Raw genomic sequence first — 18,108 nt, forward strand, 5'->3', positions numbered from 1 at the left:
GGGGGCACCGCGGCGAAGAGCCGGGAAGCGCGGAGCATGCCGATGATCGAGGTCCTGGTGGTGGACGACGACTTCCACGTCGCCGAGATCAACGCCGCCTATGTCGCGCAGGTGCCCGGCTTCCGGGTCGCCGGCCGTGCCCACACGGCCGCCCAGGCCCTGGCCGCCCTGGAGCGCACCCGGATCGATCTGGTGCTGCTGGACCACTACCTGCCGGACGAGACGGGGCTGGCCCTGGTGCGGCGGCTGCGGCAGCTGGGCCACCGCACCGACGTGATCATGGTGACGGCGGCCCGGGACGTCGCCACGGTCCAGGAGGCGATGCGCTGTGGCGCGCTGCAGTATCTCGTCAAGCCGTTCGGCTTCTCGGGGCTGCGGGCGAAGCTGGAGGGCTATGCGGCGCTGCGCCGGACCGTGGCGGGGGTGGGCGGCCGCGGCGAGGCCGGTCAGGAGCAGGTGGACCGGATCTTCGGCGCGTTCCGGGCGGCCGACTCCCCGCACACCGAGCTTCCCAAGGGCCACTCGGCGGCGACCGTCGAGCTGATCCGCCGGGTCCTGGACGAGGCCGGGCACTCGCTGTCCGCCCACGAGGTCGCCGCCCGCGCCGGCGTCAGCCGCTCCACGGCCCAGCGCTATCTCAAGCACCTCGAACGCAGCGGCCACATCACCCTGACCCTCAAATACGGCGACACCGGACGCCCCGAACACCGCTACCGGTGGGCCCGCGCCCGCTGAAGGCCGTCTGCCCGGCCGGCCCGCCGCCGTGCGCGACGGCCCGGCTGAGGGCCGGCCGGGCAGATGATCTGCGCCCGCCCCCTTGACAGCTCCCCCGGCCGGATCCGACGATCCCGGGGTGAACCTGTCAGACAGCCAGACAGCTGGCGGCACCCCCCGGCGGGTCAGTGCCATGGAAGCCGTGCTCCACCACTTGCGCGACGCGATCGAGCGCGGCGACTACGCGGTCGGCGACAAGCTCCCCTCCGAGGCGGAGCTGTGCCGGCGGCTGGAGGTGAGCCGGCCGGTGCTCCGCGAGGCGCTGCGCGCGCTCCAGACGATGGGGCTGACGGTCTCCCGTACCGGCAAGGGCACCTTCGTCGTCTCCGACGGCGCGGCGGCCGATCCGACCTTCGGCGACTACACGGCCAGTGACCTCCTGGAGGTCCGCCGTCACGTGGAGATCCCGGTGGCCGGCTACGCGGCCCTGCGCCGCACCCCGGAGGACCTCGATCACCTGACACACCTGCTGGAGCGGATGGAGGAGGAGACCGACACCACCGCGTGGGTGGCGATGGACACCCTCTTCCACCTGGCCGTCGCCGAGGCGGCCCGCAATCCGGTCTTCCGCAGGGTCATCGAGGAGATCCGCGACGCGCTGGCCCGCCAGTCGGCCTTCCTCAACGAGCTGGGCGGCCGGCGCGAGCAGTCCAACCGCGAACACCGGGCGATCGTCGAGGCCCTCGTCGACAGCTGCGAACAGGACGCCGCGGATGCCATGGCGCACCACCTGGCACGCGTCGAGACGACGCTGACCACCATCGTGCGGCCACCCCACCGCACGGCCCCCTCCACGGAAAACGAGGATCACGCGTGAGCGAACGACCCCTCCGGCAGGCGGAACGGCAGCAACGACACGCGACACCGGACACCCCACAGCAGCCGGCGGGCGGGCATGTGGACGCCGGCGACGCCGGTTATCAGAAGTCCCTCAAGTCCCGGCACGTCAACATGATCGCGATCGGCGGGGCCATCGGCACCGGGCTCTTCCTGGGCGCCGGCGGCCGGCTCGCCGACGCCGGGCCCTCACTCGCCGTGGCGTACGCGCTCTGCGGCCTGTTCGCCTTCCTCGTGGTACGCGCCCTGGGCGAGCTGGTGCTGCACCGGCCGTCCTCCGGCGCGTTCGTCTCCTACGCCCGTGAATTCCTGGGCGAGAAGGGGGCGTTCGTCGCCGGCTGGATGTACTTCCTGAACTGGGCGACGACCGGGGTCGCCGACATCACGGCGGTGGCGACCTACACGCACTACTGGGGCATGTTCTCCGAGGTGCCGCAGTGGGTGATCGCGCTGATCGCCCTCGCGGTGGTGCTGACCGTGAACCTCATCTCCGTGAAGATCTTCGGTGAGATGGAGTTCTGGTTCGCGATCATCAAGGTCGGCGCGCTGGTCGCCTTCATGCTCATCGGCATCTTCCTGCTGGTCACCCAGCACCCGGTCGGCGGCAACTCCCCCGGTCCCGCGCTGATCGCCGACCACGGCGGGGTCTTCCCGACCGGGACGCTGGCGATGCTGCTGGTGATCCAGGGCGTGGTGTTCGCCTATGCCTCGGTGGAGCTGGTCGGCGTCGCGGCGGGCGAGACCGCCGAGCCGGAGAAGGTCCTGCCCAGGGCGATCAACTCGATCATGTGGCGGGTGGGCGTCTTCTACGTCGGCTCGGTGGTCCTGCTGTCGATGCTGCTGCCCTGGAGTTCCTACTCCGCCGGCGAGAGCCCCTTCGTGACCGTGCTGTCCCGCGTGGGGGTGCCGGCCGCGGGCGGCGTGATGAACCTCGTCGTGCTCACCGCCGCGATGTCCAGCCTCAACTCCGGCCTCTACTCCACCGGACGCATTCTGCGGTCGATGGCGATGTCCGGCTCCGCGCCGCGGTTCACCGGCCTGATGAGCCGAAGCCAGGTCCCGTACGGCGGCATCCTGCTCACCTCGGGGATCTGCGTCCTGGGCGTGGGGCTCAACTATGTCGTGCCGAGCGACGCGTTCGAGATCGTGCTGAACTTCGCCGCGCTCGGCATCCTCAGCACCTGGGCGATGATCATGATCTGTCATCTGCGCTTCTGGCGGAAGACCCGGGCCGGGGAACTCGTCCGCCCCCGCTTCCGGCTGCCCGGCTCACCGTGGACCGAGTACGTGACGCTGGCCTTCCTCACCCTCGTCCTGGTGCTGATGTGGGCCGACGAGGGGGCGGGCCGGGCCACCGTGCTCTCGATCCCGCTGATCGTGGCGGCGCTGGTCGGCGGCTGGTTCGTGGTGCGCGGCCGGGTCGGCGCCCTGCGGGACGCGGCCGGCCGCGAGAGCGGTGCGGCGGCGGCCGCCGGCAGCGGACCCGTCCCGCGCCCCCGTCCGGACGACAACCCCCACAGCAGCGAATCCAGCGAGAGTTGATGATGAGTCAGAACATCGTCCGGCCGCTCCGCATCCCGGGCGCGGCGCCCGCGGTCCGCGAGCCGGCACACGTACCCGTCGCGCAGGTGGTGCGCGGCGGAATGATCGAGGGCGTCCACCACGGCTCGGTCGTGGTCCTGGCGGCCGACGGGAGCGTGGCGTTCCAGGCCGGCGACATCGAGGTGGCCTGCTACCCGCGCTCGGCGCTGAAGCCCCTCCAGGCGGTCGGGCTGCTGCGCGCGGGCCTGCCGCCGCTGGACGAGGAGTCGCTGGCGCTGGTCGCGGCCAGCCACTCCGGTGAGGAGCGCCATCTGGCCATCGCCCGGCGCATCCTGGCCGCCGCGGAACTGGCCGAGGACGACCTGCGCAACGTCCCCGACCTGCCGTACGACCCGGCCGTCCGCGACGAGTGGCTACGGCGCGGCCTGGGGCCGTCCCGCCTCGCGCAGAACTGCTCGGGCAAGCACGCCGCCATGCTGCTGACGGCCCGGACCCGCGGCTGGCGGCTGACCGACTACCTCGACCCCGGGCACCCCTTGCAGCAGGAACTCGCCGCGGCCGTGGAGGACCTCACCGGCCAGCGGATCGCCCGGACCACCGTCGACGGCTGCGGCGCCCCGCTGTTCTCGGTCTCCCTGCACGGGCTGACCCGGGCCGCGGCGCGGCTGGCGACGGCGGCGCCCGGCACCGACGAGGGCCGCGTCGCCGCGGCGATGCGGGCACACCCCGAACTGGTCTCCGGCAGCGGCCGCGACGTCGCCCGTCTGGTGCGGGCGGTGCCCGGGCTGCTCGCCAAGGACGGCTTCGAGGGAGTGCAGATCGCTGCCCTGCCGGACGGCCGGGCCGTCGGCGTGAAGATAGCCGACGGCGCCGACCGGGCCCGGATGCCGGTGACGGCGGCGGCCCTGGCCCGCTGCGGCGTCGACCCCGGCGTGCTCGCCGCCTTCACCACCGCCCCCGTCCTGGGCGGCGGCGCACCGGTCGGAGCACTCCGCGCGGTGCACGCCCCCGAGCCCTCCCTCCCCTGACCCTCCTGCTCCCCCTCCCCTTCGCACAAAGGACCATCAGCACCATGACTGCCGCCGGCCACCGCCGCGAACACGATCTGCTCGGCGACCGCGAGATACCGGCCGAGGCGTACTGGGGCGTGCACACCCTGCGCGCCAGGGAGAACTTCCCGATCACCGGTACGCCGATCGCCGCCTACCCGCATCTGATCAACGCGCTCGCCGCCGTCAAGGAGGCCGCGGCCCGGGCCAACGAGGACCTCGGTCTGCTGGACCGGGAGCGGGCCGATGCCATCGCCGCCGCCTGCCGGGAGATCCGCGCCCACGACCGGCTGCACGACCAGTTCCTCGTCGACGTCATCCAGGGCGGTGCCGGCACCTCGACGAACATGAACGCCAACGAGGTGATCGCCAACCGGGCGCTGGAGATCCTCGGCCACGACAAGGGCGACTACGCCCGTCTGCACCCCAACGAGCACGTCAACCTCAGCCAGTCGACCAACGACGTCTACCCGACGGCGGTGAACGTCGCCACGATCATCGCCGTACGGGAGCTGCTCGACGCGATGACCGTCCTGCGCGAGGCGTTCGCGGCCAAGGCCGAGGAGTTCCGCGACGTCCTCAAGATGGGGCGCACCCAGCTCCAGGACGCGGTGCCGATGACCCTGGGCCAGGAGTTCTCGGCCTACGCGGTGATGCTGGAGGAGGACCAGAGCCGGCTGGCGGAGGCCGTCCTGCTCATCCACGAGATCAACCTCGGCGCCACCGCCATCGGCACCGGCCTCAACGCCCCCAAGGGCTACGCCGAGGCGGCCCGCGACCACCTGGCCACCCTCACCGGACTGCCCCTGGTCACCGCCGCCAACCTCGTCGAGGCCACCCAGGACTGCGGCGCCTTCGTCCATCTCTCCGGTGTCCTCAAGCGCATCGCCGTCAAGCTCTCCAAGAGCTGCAACGACCTGCGGCTGCTCTCCTCCGGTCCGCGCGCGGGCCTCGCGGAGATCAACCTGCCGCCGGTGCAGGCCGGTTCGAGCATCATGCCCGGCAAGGTCAACCCGGTGATTCCCGAGGTCGTCAACCAGGTCGCCTTCGAGGTCATCGGCAACGACGTGACCATCACCATGGCCGCCGAGGCCGGCCAGCTCCAGCTCAACGCGTTCGAGCCGGTCATCCTGCACTCCCTCTCGGAGAGCATCACCCACCTCGGCGCCGCCTGCCGCACCCTCGCCGAGCGCTGCGTGAGGGGCATCACCGCCAACACCGAGACGCTGCGCGCGAGTGTGGAGAACTCCATCGGCCTGGTCACCGCGCTCAACCCGCACATCGGCTACACCGCCGCCACCGCCATCGCCCAGGAGGCCCTGGCCACCGGCCGCGGCGTGGCCGAACTGGTCCTGGAACAGGGCCTGCTCCCCCCAGACCGGCTCGCGGCCCTGCTGCGTCCGGAGGAGATCGCGGGCACCGGGGCGCCGGCCGCCACGGCATAGCGGAGGGACGGGCGGGTACGCGAGGGGCCCGGCTCAGGCCTGAGCCGGGCCCCTCACCGCACGACACGAGGTCGCTCTCAACGAGCCTTCATCCGCGGGCCGTTGACCGGACTGCGCCCAGATCCACCGGGGCCGGGACGCCCCACCCCGCGGGCTTGCTCCAGTCCCGCCACTTCTCCCACCAGCAGTCCCCGGAGGCGATCAGCGCCTCGACCTCCCGGGCCGCCGCCCGGACCGAGGCGGCCTCCTGGGCGGTGAAGCCCCCGCTGCGCGCACGCTCCTCGAAGTCCTCGACGTCCTTCCAGCGGTACGGGGAGCCGTCGCCCGGTATCCACAGATCCAGTTCCTGGTCCAGGGTGTCGTAGCCCGCTTCCGTACGCCGCATCGGTTCCTGGAAGTTCACGTACCAGCCGTCGAAGACACCCCCCGACCGGCGCGCCCAGACCGCATACCCGTCCCCGGCACGCTGCAGTTGCAGCACTCCGTCGGACTGCCAGTACGGCTCGAACGCGGCCCACGGATGGATGCCCCAGGAAAAGTCCCCGCCGCCGAAGGTCAGTTGCGTCCCCTGGTGCAGGTAGGTGGCGAGGGTGACCCCGTCGTCCGCGGCCACCTGCACGGGATAGACGATCCACTCCCGCCCGTCCAGGATCTCTCGCCGGACGATCACTTCACCCTCGGAAAACACACGGCTCATGAGAACGTGTCGGTCCTTCTCGCGTTGATCGATTACCCCGGCCGGCCAGTATGCCCGTGCCGCCGTTCGTGACGCGCACCGGCGAGGTGATGGGCGGTGCGCAGCAGCTCGCGAAGGGCCGGGGCGGTGCGCGGGCCCGGTGCAGGCCAGGCGGATCGTGCGCGCCGTCCATACGGGCCCGGTCCCGGGGGTCCTCGCGCTCCTCGACACTGCGGAACTGGGACGCCGAGGGCCTCGTCATCCCCGGCCGGCGCCCCCCGCGCGGCGCCCGGAGCCACTCCCCCGCCCACATTCGCGATGCCCGGATCGTGCACCAACTGCGCACCGCCGGCTACCGCATCGACGCGCTGCGGACGCCGCTGCCCGCACTGCGGCGCGGGCAGCGGTCGCACGACCTCGGCGCCGCGCTCGCGGCCCGGAACGCGAGCGTCGCGGCGCGCTGCCGTGCCCTCCTCGACGCGGCCCGCCGGGCGTGATGCCCCCGTGCGGGAGGCGGGGCGTCACGGGCTCAGAGTGTGACGGCGGCCCGCCGGTCGCGGCGCTGCTTGAGATGGCCCGCGGCGGCGAACGCCGCGGCCACGACGGCCGTGCCGGCGAGCTGCTGACGGCCTTGCGCGCCGGCGCACATGACGGCGAAGACGCCGAGGATGGCGGCCAGCGCCAGCCAGGTCAGATACGGGAAGCCCCACATCCGCACGGAGAGCAGTTCGGGCTGTTCACGCTCCAGGCGGCGGCGCATCCGGAGCTGGGTGAGGCAGACGACGGTCCAGACGACCAGCACCGCGCAGCCCGCGATGTTCAGCAGCCAGGCGAACACCGTGGTCGGCCAGATGATGCCGGCGATCACGGCCGCGAAGCCGAACACGCAGGACGCCAGCACGGCGGCCGCCGGCACGCCGCGGGTGACCCGGCCCAGGAAGCGCGGCCCCTGGCCCCGGGTGACGAGGGAGAACGCCATCCGCGACGAGCCGTAGATGTTGGCGTTCATCGCGGAGAGCAGCGCCACCAGCACCACGATCTGCATGATCGTGCCGGCGGCCGGGATGCCCAGCCGGTCGAGCACGGTGACGTAGGGGCCCTCCGTGGCGACCTTCGGGTTGTTCCACGGCACCAGGGTGACGACCACGGCCATGGAGCCGATGTAGAAGACGGCGATGCGCCAGACGGCGGTCCGCACGGCGCGGGCCACGTTCCGGCTCGGCTGGTCGGACTCGGCCGCCGCGATGGTGACGGTCTCCAGACCGGCGAACCCGGAAATGGTGGTCAGCAGCCCGGCGGCGAGTCCGGCGGCGCCGGTCGGGAAGAAGCCGCCGTGGCCGGTGAGATGGCGGGTGCCGGGTGCGTCGCCGAACACCCCGAGGATGCCGAGCACGCCCAGCACCAGGAACGCGACGATCGCGGTGACCTTGACGGCGGAGAACCAGAACTCGAACTCGCCGAAGTTCTTGACCGCGGTCAGGTTGCTGGCGCAGAAGAAGACCATGAAGAGCGCCACCCAGCCGTAGGCGGGGAGGAACGGCACCCAGCCGTGCATGATCGTGCCGGCCGCGGTGGCCTCGGCGGCCACACCGGCGCAGAGCATCAGCCAGTACATCCAGCCCGAGGTGGACCCGGCCCACGAGCCCAGTTCCGTCTCGGCGTGCACCGAGAACGAGCCGGTGGAGGGCCGCGCCGCGGACATCTCGCCGAGCATCCGCATGATCAGCATGACCAGCGCGCCGGTACCGATGAAGAGGAGGACGATGGCCGGTCCGGCCGCGGCGATGCCGACGCCGGAGCCCACGAAGAGGCCCGCGCCGATGACCCCGCCGAGCGCGATCATCGACAGATGACGCTGCTTGAGGCCGTGTGACAGCACGGCTTCGCCGCTCTGCACGGCCTGCGGGGAGCCCTGGGGTGACGGGGTGTGTGTCCGACTCATGGTCGTGCCTGTTCATTACGTGAGACGTTCGGTGAGCCCCAAGAGTGTGAAGGGGCACGACCCCACAGGAGGTGAACGCCCGCTATTCGGACGTTCCCGGCACACACGGTGAAGCCCGTGTCACGCAACGAAGGGGGGTCGGGAGCGACCCCGGCGTCCGCCGCGCCGCTCAGCGGTGCGCGGCGGGGGCGTACTGGCTGAGCAGCAGCGCGATGTCGTCCGTGCGGTGCGGGGAGCGCCGGGCATCCCGCAGCAGCCGGTCGGCCAGCTCTTCCAGGGAATCCGCGCGGGCGTGGGCCAGCGTGGTGCGCAGCCGGTCGATGCCGCTGGTGATGTCCGACCCGCGCCGCTCCACCAGCCCGTCGGTGTACAGCGCCAGGATCGAACCGGGCGCCACCTGCAGTGCGCACTCCGGATAGGCGGCCGGCTCCGCCACGCCGAGCAGCGGACCGCACGGCAGGTCCAGCGCCTCGGTGTCCCCGCCGGGCCGGCGCAGCAGCGGCGGGCAGTGCCCCGCGAGAACCAGGCGGGCGGCTCCCGAGCCGGCGTCCAGCCGCAGATAGCAGCAGCTGGCCAGGGGCCCGGGGTTCAGGTCGAGCAGCAGCCGGTTGGTCCGGGAGATCACCTCACCCGGCTGCTGGCCCGCGGCGGCGAAGGCCCGTACCGCACTGCGCAGTTGGCCCATGACGGCCGCGGCGGCGACGTTGTGCCCCTCGACGTCGCCGACGATGAGCGCGACCCCGTCGCGGGTGGGGATCACGTCGTACCAGTCGCCGCCGATGTCCATGCCGCGCGTCCCCGGGAGGTAGCGGCCGGCGACCCGGACGTCGGGCAGCGTGGGCAGCCGGTGCGGCAGCAGGGCGTCCTGCAGGCCGTGCGCGACGGCGAATTCGGCGTCGTAGAGCCTGGCGCGGCGCAGCGCGTGACCGATCACCCCGCCCAGCGCGGTGAGCAGGTCCCGCTCGCCGTCCGGGAAGCGGTGCGGGTCGTCGAAGCCGAGGACGCAGGCGCCCACGGGACGGCTGGAGGAGATGAGCGGCAGGAACGCCCAGGAACAGGAGGCGCTCGGACGGACCCCGGGGTAGGCCCGCGCGAACTCCTGCCGGGACTCGACGAAGAGCGGGGCACCGGCGAGCAGCGCGTCGGACACGGGCACGCCGGCGCGCAGCGGCGAGCCCTCGAACCGGTCGAGGAAGCCCGTGGGGTAGCCGCGCTGCGAGAGCAGCTGCCAGCGGCGCTCGGACAGGAGATACAGCGCCATCCGCTGGCCGCCGAAGGCGGGCAGCAGCTGCTCGGCGACGACGTCACACACCTCGTGGGCGGTGGCCGCCTCGGTCAGCGCACTGCCGAGCTGGAGCACCCGGTAGAGCGTGCCCAGGCGGGGTGCGGGCGGCGACGGCGTGCCGACCGCCGCCTCCTCGGCGACCTCCGCCCCCGGCGCGGCGTCCGCCGGGACCGGCCCCGTGACGCGCGCCGCCCAGCCCGTCATGCCGCGCGAGCCCGGGTGCAGGGAGAACACCAGCCACTGGTCGGGCGGCCGGCGGGCGAGGAAGGAGACGGGCTGCTGGGAGACCATGGTGGCCCGGTAGCGGTCCTCGTAGGCCGGATCGGCCAGCCACGGCAGGACCTCCCAGGGCCGCCGGCCGAGCAGGTCGTCGTGCCGGATGCGCAGCAGCCGCTCCAGGCCGTGATTCGCGTAGGTGACCCGCCCGTCCGGGGCGAGGGCGAAGAAGCCGTCCTCCAGCCGTTCGATCGCCTCGACGGCGGCCATTCCGGCGCCGGCGTCGAGGACGGCGCCCACCAGGTGGGCGCGTGCGCCGGGGCCGCCGGAGGCGTCCGGCACCCTGCCCCACAGCTCGACGGTGCGGTGGCCGTCGCCGTCCCGGATTCGCAGCGCGTGCGCCAGGACGCGGCCCTCCTCGACCGCGGTGCGGGCGGCTGAGCGCAGTCCGGGCAGGCCCGCGTCGTCGATCCTGGCGGCCAGGGTGGCCGCCCGCCCGTCGAACGCGGCGGGGGCGACGCCGAAGATCGCGCAGAGTTCGTCGTCCGCCACCAGGGCCCCGCTGTCGAGGTCCCAGTCGAAGAGTCCGACCCGCACGGCCGGGGCGGGCCGCGTCGGCGCCGTCACCGGACCGGCTTCGGCGTCGCTCTCCCCCAGCGCACCGCGCGAGCGCAGCCCGGCCAGCGCGGCGCCGAGACGGTCGGCCGTGGCGCGCAGCCGGCGCCGCTGCGCCTTCGACAGCCCCTCCGTATCCGGTCCGGCCGCCCACACCACCGCCATCGACCCGAAGACCTCATCCCCCGCCCGCACCTGCACGGAAGCGGATCCGAACGCGTAGGGCAACGCCATGGCGAGCTGCGGGAAGCGCCGCATGGTCTCCTCGGCCCCCGCCAGATGGACCGTCCGCCCCGACCGGTACGCCACCGCCACCGGGATGGCGCTGCTCACCGGAATCCGCCGCCAGCCACCGAGCAGCGAGGGCGGCGTTCCGGACACCGCGCTGAGCACCAGCGAACGCCGGTCCGGCGAGACCAGGAACACGCTCCCCGCATGGGCCCCGGTCACCTCGACAGCCCGGGCGACGGCCCCGATCAGAGCTTCGTCACGCTCCGGGGTACCGCCGGGACGCACCGCCCCCGACGGCCGCCCACTCGCCTCCGAACCACTGGGTGGCATGGCACCTTCCAGGGTGGCTGGAATCCCGCTTTGCTCCCGCTTGTCCATTTTAAGTGTCGGCCGCACACGGGAGGGGCGCCGCTTCACCGGCGACCGAGCGGGCGTCCGGCCCTCACGGCGCCCGGACCATGAGCACGGAAATATAAGAATCTGCTGCTTGTAGCCCCCAAATAGGGCTAAACGTTTACAGACGAGTAATTGCCCTAATGCATGACCAATGTCCGAACTTACCGACCGCATCGCCTCTCTTCCTGTGCACATCCAGATCCCCCGGACCTCTCCGGGGGCATCGGTCGAGGAGGAGCGATGGCAGGGCGGCGACGGCGGGTGCGCGCGGGCAGGACCGGGCGGCGGGTCCGGTGGGGGCGGCTGATAGCCGTGGTGGTCGCCTGTCTGCTGGTCGCGGGGGTCGCCCTCGGGTACTGGATCTACGACCAGGCCGTCAACGGGGTGCGGACCTCGGACGCGCTGGGCGACAAGGGCTCCCGCTCGACGGGCGGGAGCCAGAACATCCTGCTCATGGGTCTGGACAGCCGCAAGGACCTGAACGGCAATCCGCTGCCGAAGAAGATCCTGGAGCAGCTGCACGCCGGAGCCACCAGCGACATCGGCGGCTACAACACCAACACGCTGATCCTGCTGCACATCCCGGGCGACGGAAGCCGGGCCACGGGGCTGTCGGTGCCGCGCGACGACCTCGTCGACGTCCCGGGGTTCGGCAAGCAGAAGATCAAGGAGGCGTACGGACTCGCCAAGGCGCGGGAGGAGGACAAGCTCGCGGCGCAGGGGGTGAAGGACCACGCCGAACTGGAGAGCAAGGGCCGCGAAGCCGGCCGCCGCACCGAGATCGAGACCGTACGCACCTTCCTGGGCGTGCCCATCGACCACTTCGCGGAGGTCAATCTGGCCGGCTTCTACGACCTGGCCGGCGCACTGGACGGCGTGGACGTGTGCCTGAAGCATCCGACGAAGGACAAGAACTCCGGAGCCGACTTCCCGGCCGGCCGCCAGACGCTCGACGCCCGGCAGTCCCTGGCGTTCGTGCGCCAGCGGATGAATCTGCCCCGGGGCGACCTCGACCGCACCCGCCGGCAGCAGGCCTTCCTGCTGTCCGCCGTCCACAAACTGGAGGCCAGCGGCACGCTCGACAAGATCGGGCGCGCCTACTCCCTGCTCGACGCCGCCAAGCGCGACATCGTGATCGACAAGGGCTGGGCCCTGATGGACGCCGCCGACCAGATGAAGAATCTGGCCGGCGGCAACGTCTCCTTCCAGACGCTGAAGATCAAGGGCTTCGGTACCTACCGGCAGGAGTCGGTGAACCTCGTCGACCCGGAAGCGGTCCGCCGGGAGGTGCAGGAACTGCTGCGCCCCGCCCCCTCCCCGCGTCCCTCGTCCCCGCAGGGCGGACGGCCGTCGCCCGCCGCCCCCTCGCCCCGCCCGGACTCGGGTGACGCGGCGCAGCTGGGAGGCAACGGCGTGCCCTGCGTCGACTGACGGCGCCCGCCCGCGCGGCACCGCACGGCCCCCGACGGCGCCTACACGTGAGGAGGAAGAGGATGAGGCAGCCACGGCGGCACTCGGTCGTGCGGTCGGGACGGGCCACCGGCCGTCGTGTCCCGCTGTGCGCCCTGGACGCCACCATGGGCGCGGTCTCCACCGGACGCGCGTTCTTCTTCCGCGAACGCCTGGACGGCACGGCGATGCGGGCCTCACTGGCGAGGGTGCTGGCGTCCTACCCGCTGTTGAGCGGCCGGGCGGAACGGGACGCGCAGGGTGTGCTGCACGTGCGGTGCGATGACTCCGGCGTGCACGTCGAGGAGGAGAACTCCCCGCTCGGCGCCACGGGTTGCCCGCCGGGCACGGGCGGGCAGCCACCGCTGCGCGCCTTCCTGCCGAAGGCCTCGGTCGTCCGGCTCGTGGGGCGGGGCGTGCCGCTGCTCGCGGTGAAGCTCACGCATCTCGCGTCGGGCGGCACGGTCCTGGGCGTGCACATGAAGCACGTACTGGCGGACGGGACGGCCTACACGCAGTTCCTGCTGGACTGGGCCGCCGAACACCGCGGCCTCCCGCACCCGCCGCCGTGCCACGACCGCCGGCTGCTCGACGGCCTCGCGGACGGCGCGCCGCTGGGGGCGAGGGACCACAACAGCCGCTTCACGGTGGCCTCGCGCCGGGAGAAGTACGCGCTCCTGAGCCGGATGACGCTGACCGCGCACCAGCTCGGCACCGCGACCTTCCGGTTCGGCGCAGAGGAGCTCCACGCGATGAAGCAAGCGGCCACCGAGCAGCTCCCCCACGGCTGGATCTCCACCAGCGACGCGCTGACCGCGCACCTGTGGCACGCCCTCGGCCGCCTCCGGGACCGGACACCGGGCAGCGTGGAACGTCTCGGCGTCCTCGTCGATTTCAGCAGCTATCTGCACGACATCCCCGCCAACTACTGGGGAAACACCCTCACCTGCGCCGAACTGCGCATGACGGCCCGCGACATACGGCATTGCCCGCTGGGGACGACGGCACGGCTGATCCGGGAGAGCCTGTCGCAGAACATCGCCGAGCAGGCCCGGGACGACCTCGCCTATCTGGTGGAGCAGCGCACGGCCGGCCGGGACCGGAGGGTGCTGCCCCGGATGCTCTACCGCGCCTACACCGACATGCTCCAGGTGAACGACCGGGCCAAACTGCCCTTCTACGCCCTCGACTTCGGCGGCGGAACGCCGTACCGCTGCGAACTGCCGCAGGTGCCCATCCCCTGGGCCGCGCAGATCATGCCGACACCGGAGCGGGACGGGTCCCGCGAGGTGCACCTGAGTCTGCCCCGGGCCGCGGCGGACGCCCTGAACCGGGAGCGTTCCTGGCAGGCACGGCTGCACAAGTACGGCTGACGGCCCCGGCGGGCCCCGGCACGCACAAGGGGCGGTGGCCCGCGGGACGTACCCGCGGGCCACCGCCCTCAATCTCTGCTGTGCGGACCACCTCTGACCTGGGGACGGGGTGGCATCGTCACCGGAAGAAGGCCTCCTTGGCCTGTGTCGCGGCCTGGCGCAAGTCGCCCGAGCCGCGTGCGGCGCGGCCCTTCGCGGCCATCCGTTCGTTGCCCATGACACGGCCCAGGGCTTCCTCGGCGGCGCCCTTGGCCTGCTTGGTCCTGGCCGTCATCTTGTCGGTGGCGGTCATGGTCGCACTCCTTCTCGCGTTGGCGTGTGTCCCTGACACAAGATCGCCTGCCCTTGCCGCCACGGCCCAAACACCCCCACGCGCAAGGAAATGCGCGCGGCGGGCTCCGGTCAGTCCTGGGTGATGTGCGCGCTGACGATGACGCCGTCGGAGACCGTGTAGGTCCCGTGGTACACCCGGACCGAACCGTCGCTCTGGGTCGCGTGGAGCACGGCGTCGACCCTCCCGGCGCTGTCGGCGTTCACCGCGGTGAGCGAGATGGACGAGGTCGTGTCGTAGCCCGAGGACCACCGGGAGAACGAGCTGCCGCCGATGTTCTTGCCACCGAGCTCCCAGGCCGCCGTGAAATCGCGTGCGTTGATGTCCTGGTAGTACTCCCGCACGGTCGCACTCGCGTCCTCGGCGGTCGGCGAACTCTCCGGCTCGGTGGGGGTGTCGCCGACGGTCGGCAGCGAGGTGTCGGGCACGGCGGGCGGATACGCGTCGGTCGGCGGCGCGGAGGGCGAGGCCACGTCCGGGGACGGAGTGCCCGCCGGGACCGGGTCGACCGCCTGGTAGGACGGTTCCGAGGACGCGTCGGTGAGCAGATAGGCGGTCACCCCGCCCGCCACGAGCAGGCCCGCCACCAGCCACAGCAGCCACAGCGGGAGGGCGGTGGCCCCGATCCGGACATAGCCGTAGCGGGTGGGGGCCCCGGCGGGCGGTCCCGCCGCGGGTGACACGACGCCGTCGGGCGGCATGCCGCAGTTCGGGCAGGAGGACGCGGCCGGGTCCTCACGGCGCGCGCCGCAGTAGATGCAGGTGGACACGGTCATCTCCCCCGGAGTACCTCACGTTCTTCGGATCCTGGCCCTCGCGCGGCGACTACAGCCCGCGGACCGCCTCTTCGATGGTCACCGCCAGGGAGGCCAGCGCCGTGAACCCCGGCACCGCATCGACGAGCCCCTTGGCGAACAGCTTCAGCTTGCCCCGTCGCGGAGTCTGTGACGTGGCCTCCTCCCGGGCGTCCTCCGCGGCCTCGATCAGGTCGGCCCGGTCGGGGTGCTCCGACCTGCCGAGCTCGTCGATCAGCCGGGAGAGCAGGGCGCCGAGGTCCTGCGGCGAGGGCTGCTGCCCGCCGGTCCGGGTCAGCCCGCTGTCCCGCACCTCGGCGCGCGCGTTCCGGCCGCTGGCCACAGCACTGCCGACGACGTGCGAGCCGCCGGTCGCGATGATTCCGTCGTTCCTCTGCATGGTGATTCCCCATCCCTACGCGGTATCCCTACGCGGTGTGTCAGTCCAGGTTGAGCAGCGGGATCTTGCCCAGCACCGTGGAGACGCGGGACCTGTCGCCGGAGGCGACGGCGCTGGAGTCCACCCGCCCCCCGCCGGACGCGATGATGCCGTTGTTGATGATCATTTGCTGGCGCTGCACCAGCTCGCCCACGTCGATTCCGTGCTCCTCGGCGAACTCGACGAGCGCGTCCAGGACCCGCTTCTCGACGGTCTTCACGACCATGCCGCTGTCGGCCTTCTGGAAGTAGCGGCTGTGCTCCGTGGCGGCCGCCTGCCGCCGCACGCTCTGCCGTGCCCCGTAGTCGAAGCGGCGCAGCCGGGTGATCAGTTTGTGCTGCCGGCGCAGACGCCGGGACAACCCGTAGTCGGGCGCGAACCCCGAGACCGCCCGCACGGGCGCGGCCAGCAGCACGAACACGGTGCTGACCAGCGTTTCGGACAGCAGGGTGAAGACCTCGGACACGGACGGGCGGGGCATCAGGGTGTCGATGACGCGGTAGCGGTCGCGCAGCGGGTACAGCACCGTCGGGACCGCCTCCACGAAGAGGTGGGAGTCCGAGCGGACGAAGCGCAGGAAGAGGGAGGTGACCGCCTCGCCGCCCCAGCCGGTGGAGTGCACGGCAAGGTAGGGGCGCGCCCCCTCTTCCGGCGTCCGCTTCAGCGAGTCCAGCAGCGCGGACGGAATCCGGGCGACGGGCCGGCCGAGCGGATCGGGCAGGAACCGCGGGTCCGTCAGGAGGGACCCGCCGTCGACGAAGACCCGCTCCTCGATCTCCAGGCAGGGCAGGGCGAGGGTGGCGACCCGTGCGGCGATGTGGGCGTAGAGATCCGCCACGTCGAACTCCCGCGGCCGGCCCTCGGGCCGGCCCGAGGTGGTGACGTCGAAGGTCAGGGACCACGAGTCGCGGGTGAGGCCGTAGCCGATGAACGGTGAATAGCCGCTGTAGGTGGTGACGTTCCCGCCGGCGTAGGCGCCGATCTGCCGCAGGCGGGTGGCGATGTCGTCGTTGAGGGGTGCGGGCGCGTCCGCGGGGTCGAACCGGTCCGGGCGCAGGCTCTGCAGATGACGGCCGTAGCGCGTCGAGAGCTCGAAGGAGAACAGGGTGACCCAGGCGAGGAACAGCACCAGCAGGGTGAGGCCGCCGTCGCCGACCCAGAGGGTGAAGACGAGGGCCAGCAGGAGCAGGACGGTCAGCACGAGGTCCCGGCCGTGGCGGCGCGTGTTGGCGAGGTAGGCGTGCCGCAGCGCCACGGGCACGTCGCACGCCGGGGCGGGCGCCACCCCGAGCCGGGGTTCCGCGGCGACCTGTTTGATGAGCGACTTGGCGTATTCACGGTCCAGGTAGGCGGCCGCGCAGATGTACCGGGTCACGTCGCGGCCGCCGCCCCACCGCGGCACGGCGGTGCGGTCGCGGCCGGCTCCCGTGGCGAGCGGTGCCGTGGCCGCGGTCGACGCCTCCGGCGCGGGACGGGCGGGCATCGGAATCGTCGCGGTACGGTCGCCGGGCCCGGCCGCCGCACCGCACTTGGCGCACCACGCGGCCCCCGGATCCAGGCCCTGGCCGCATCCTGCGCACGCCGTCGAATGCGTCATCGCTCCCCCGTGAAATGAGACGACCTCACGTCCGAAAAGTGCACCACAAAGACAGCTGAGGCGACGTCAGAGTCACTCTTCGAGTCACTACCGTTACAGAGCACCGACATCTCGCGCGCCGCACGCGCCCGCGGCGGCGCCCGGCGCGCGGCACCGGGCGGTCCGGAGGCAGGATGGCCTGGGTGGCCGTCGCGGCACGCGGGCGCGGGTGACGCGCCCGGGATCCGTCCGAGGCGTGCGGCGGGCCCGGTCCGGGGCAGGGTTGCGGACAGCTACCGGGGAAACCGATCGGCACGAAGGAAGAGAAGGAAGAGAGAGCCCGATGCGTATCGCGCTGTGCCAGATGACGGCATCGACCGATCCGAAGCAGAACCTCGCGGCGGTGCAGGACCACGTCCGTCGTGCGGCACGCGAGGGGGCCCACCTGGTGGCCCTTCCCGAGGCGGCCATGGTGCGGTTCGGGGAACCGCTCGCGGCGGTGGCCGAGCCGCTGGACGGGCCGTGGGCCGAGGGGGTACGCGCGGTGGCCCGGGAGACCGGGGTGACGGTGGTGGCGGGCATGTTCACCCCGGCCGGCGACGGGCGGGTGGCCAACACCCTGCTGGCCACCGGGCCCGGGGTCGAGGAGTCCTACGACAAGATCCATCTCTATGACGCGTTCGGCTTCCGGGAGTCCGACACGGTCGCGCCGGGCGACCGCGTGGTGACCATCGACGTCGACGGGGTCCGGGTGGGCCTGGCCACGTGTTACGACCTGCGCTTCCCCGAACTCTTCCGGGCGCACGCGGACGCCGGGGCCACGGTGTCCGTTCTGCCGGCCTCGTGGGGCGCGGGGCCGGGCAAGCGTGCGCAGTGGGACCTGCTGGTGCGGGCCCGCGCCCTGGACGCGACGGTGTGGGTCGCGGCCGTCGACCAGTCCGCCCCGGACCCCCAGGTCGATCCGGAGGCCCCCGCGAAGATGCCGCACGGGGTCGGACACAGCGCGCTGATCGGCCCCGACGGCACCGTGCGGGCCCAACTGGGCGCCGCGCCGGACCTGCTGGTCGGCGACGTGGACGCCGAGGAGGCGCTGCGCGTGCGGCGGGCCGTGGCGGTATTGGACAACCGGCAGCTGTAG

At 72.6% G+C, this 18,108-nt stretch carries 16 protein-coding genes; 9 read left to right on the plus strand and 7 right to left on the minus strand.

All coding sequences use genetic code 11. The features are described 5' to 3' along the window. The first annotated feature begins 42 nt into the window (after positions 1-42). From ACQP17_RS02530 to aspA, 5 genes are all read left to right on the plus strand, one after another. A complete protein-coding gene (locus ACQP17_RS02530; RefSeq protein ID WP_433859814.1) occupies positions 43-735 on the plus strand; it encodes a response regulator in 693 nt (230 codons plus the stop codon). 118 nt (positions 736-853) lie between these two features. Continuing rightward, positions 854-1,591 carry a FadR/GntR family transcriptional regulator gene (locus ACQP17_RS02535; RefSeq protein ID WP_364881289.1) on the plus strand — a complete coding sequence of 246 codons (738 nt, stop codon included), beginning with the start codon at positions 854-856 and terminating at the stop codon, positions 1,589-1,591. After that, positions 1,588-3,153 (plus strand): amino acid permease, encoded by a 1,566-nt coding sequence (locus tag ACQP17_RS02540; RefSeq protein WP_433854728.1) that lies wholly within the window; start codon positions 1,588-1,590, stop codon positions 3,151-3,153. The genes ACQP17_RS02535 and ACQP17_RS02540 overlap by 4 nt, the downstream gene beginning before the upstream one ends. Continuing rightward, positions 3,153-4,181 (plus strand): asparaginase, encoded by a 1,029-nt coding sequence (locus ACQP17_RS02545; RefSeq protein ID WP_433854729.1) that lies wholly within the window; start codon positions 3,153-3,155, stop codon positions 4,179-4,181. Before ACQP17_RS02540 ends, ACQP17_RS02545 begins: the two co-directional genes overlap by 1 nt. 44 nt (positions 4,182-4,225) lie before the next feature. Continuing rightward, entirely contained in the window at positions 4,226-5,647 is a 1,422-nt protein-coding gene (gene aspA, locus ACQP17_RS02550) for an aspartate ammonia-lyase (protein ID WP_433854730.1), read from the plus strand. Positions 5,648-5,735: 88 nt separating this feature from the next. On the opposite strand, the gene ACQP17_RS02555 is transcribed toward aspA, so the two are convergent. After that, complete coding sequence (locus tag ACQP17_RS02555; protein ID WP_433854731.1) at positions 5,736-6,344, minus strand: DUF402 domain-containing protein; 609 nt, start codon at positions 6,342-6,344, stop codon at positions 5,736-5,738. A 56-nt stretch (positions 6,345-6,400) separates the two neighbouring features. Between ACQP17_RS02555 and ACQP17_RS02560 the strand changes: the two genes are divergently transcribed. After that, a complete protein-coding gene (locus tag ACQP17_RS02560; RefSeq protein WP_433854732.1) occupies positions 6,401-6,820 on the plus strand; it encodes a MerR family transcriptional regulator in 420 nt (139 codons plus the stop codon). A 32-nt stretch (positions 6,821-6,852) separates the two neighbouring features. On the opposite strand, the gene ACQP17_RS02565 is transcribed toward ACQP17_RS02560, so the two are convergent. Beyond that, a complete protein-coding gene (locus tag ACQP17_RS02565; protein ID WP_433854733.1) occupies positions 6,853-8,265 on the minus strand; it encodes an amino acid permease in 1,413 nt (470 codons plus the stop codon). Positions 8,266-8,434: 169 nt separating this feature from the next. Beyond that, the gene (locus tag ACQP17_RS02570; RefSeq protein ID WP_433854734.1) at positions 8,435-10,942 is read right to left on the minus strand and encodes a SpoIIE family protein phosphatase; all 2,508 of its coding nucleotides are present in this window, start codon (positions 10,940-10,942) and stop codon (positions 8,435-8,437) included. 306 nt (positions 10,943-11,248) lie between these two features. On the opposite strand from ACQP17_RS02570, the gene ACQP17_RS02575 reads away from it, so the two are divergent. Then, positions 11,249-12,439, plus strand: a complete 1,191-nt coding sequence (locus tag ACQP17_RS02575) for an LCP family protein (protein ID WP_433854735.1) — start codon at positions 11,249-11,251, stop codon at positions 12,437-12,439. A gap of 62 nt (positions 12,440-12,501) precedes the next feature. Further along, positions 12,502-13,830, plus strand: coding sequence for an acyltransferase (locus ACQP17_RS02580; protein ID WP_433854736.1), 1,329 nt, complete (start codon positions 12,502-12,504; stop codon positions 13,828-13,830). A 118-nt stretch (positions 13,831-13,948) separates the two neighbouring features. Here ACQP17_RS02580 and ACQP17_RS02585 read toward each other — a convergent pair whose 3' ends face one another. The 4 genes from ACQP17_RS02585 to ACQP17_RS02600 all read right to left on the minus strand — a co-directional run bounded on the left by ACQP17_RS02585 (position 13,949) and on the right by ACQP17_RS02600 (position 16,991). Then, positions 13,949-14,122, minus strand: a complete 174-nt coding sequence (locus tag ACQP17_RS02585; RefSeq protein ID WP_433854737.1) for a CsbD family protein — start codon at positions 14,120-14,122, stop codon at positions 13,949-13,951. A gap of 110 nt (positions 14,123-14,232) precedes the next feature. Further along, positions 14,233-14,931, minus strand: a complete 699-nt coding sequence (locus ACQP17_RS02590) for a hypothetical protein (RefSeq protein WP_433854738.1) — start codon at positions 14,929-14,931, stop codon at positions 14,233-14,235. Between the two features lie 55 nt (positions 14,932-14,986). Beyond that, positions 14,987-15,355 (minus strand): hypothetical protein, encoded by a 369-nt coding sequence (locus tag ACQP17_RS02595; protein ID WP_433854739.1) that lies wholly within the window; start codon positions 15,353-15,355, stop codon positions 14,987-14,989. Positions 15,356-15,395: 40 nt separating this feature from the next. Next, positions 15,396-16,991, minus strand: a complete 1,596-nt coding sequence (locus ACQP17_RS02600; protein ID WP_433854740.1) for a zinc ribbon domain-containing protein — start codon at positions 16,989-16,991, stop codon at positions 15,396-15,398. Between the two features lie 322 nt (positions 16,992-17,313). Here ACQP17_RS02600 and ACQP17_RS02605 point away from each other — a divergent pair, with 322 nt between their 5' ends. Then, positions 17,314-18,108 (plus strand): carbon-nitrogen hydrolase family protein, encoded by a 795-nt coding sequence (locus ACQP17_RS02605; RefSeq protein ID WP_433854741.1) that lies wholly within the window; start codon positions 17,314-17,316, stop codon positions 18,106-18,108.

Source organism: Streptomyces kronopolitis (assembly GCF_050953795.1).
GTDB classification, from domain to species: Bacteria; Actinomycetota; Actinomycetes; order Streptomycetales; family Streptomycetaceae; genus Streptomyces; species Streptomyces kronopolitis_A.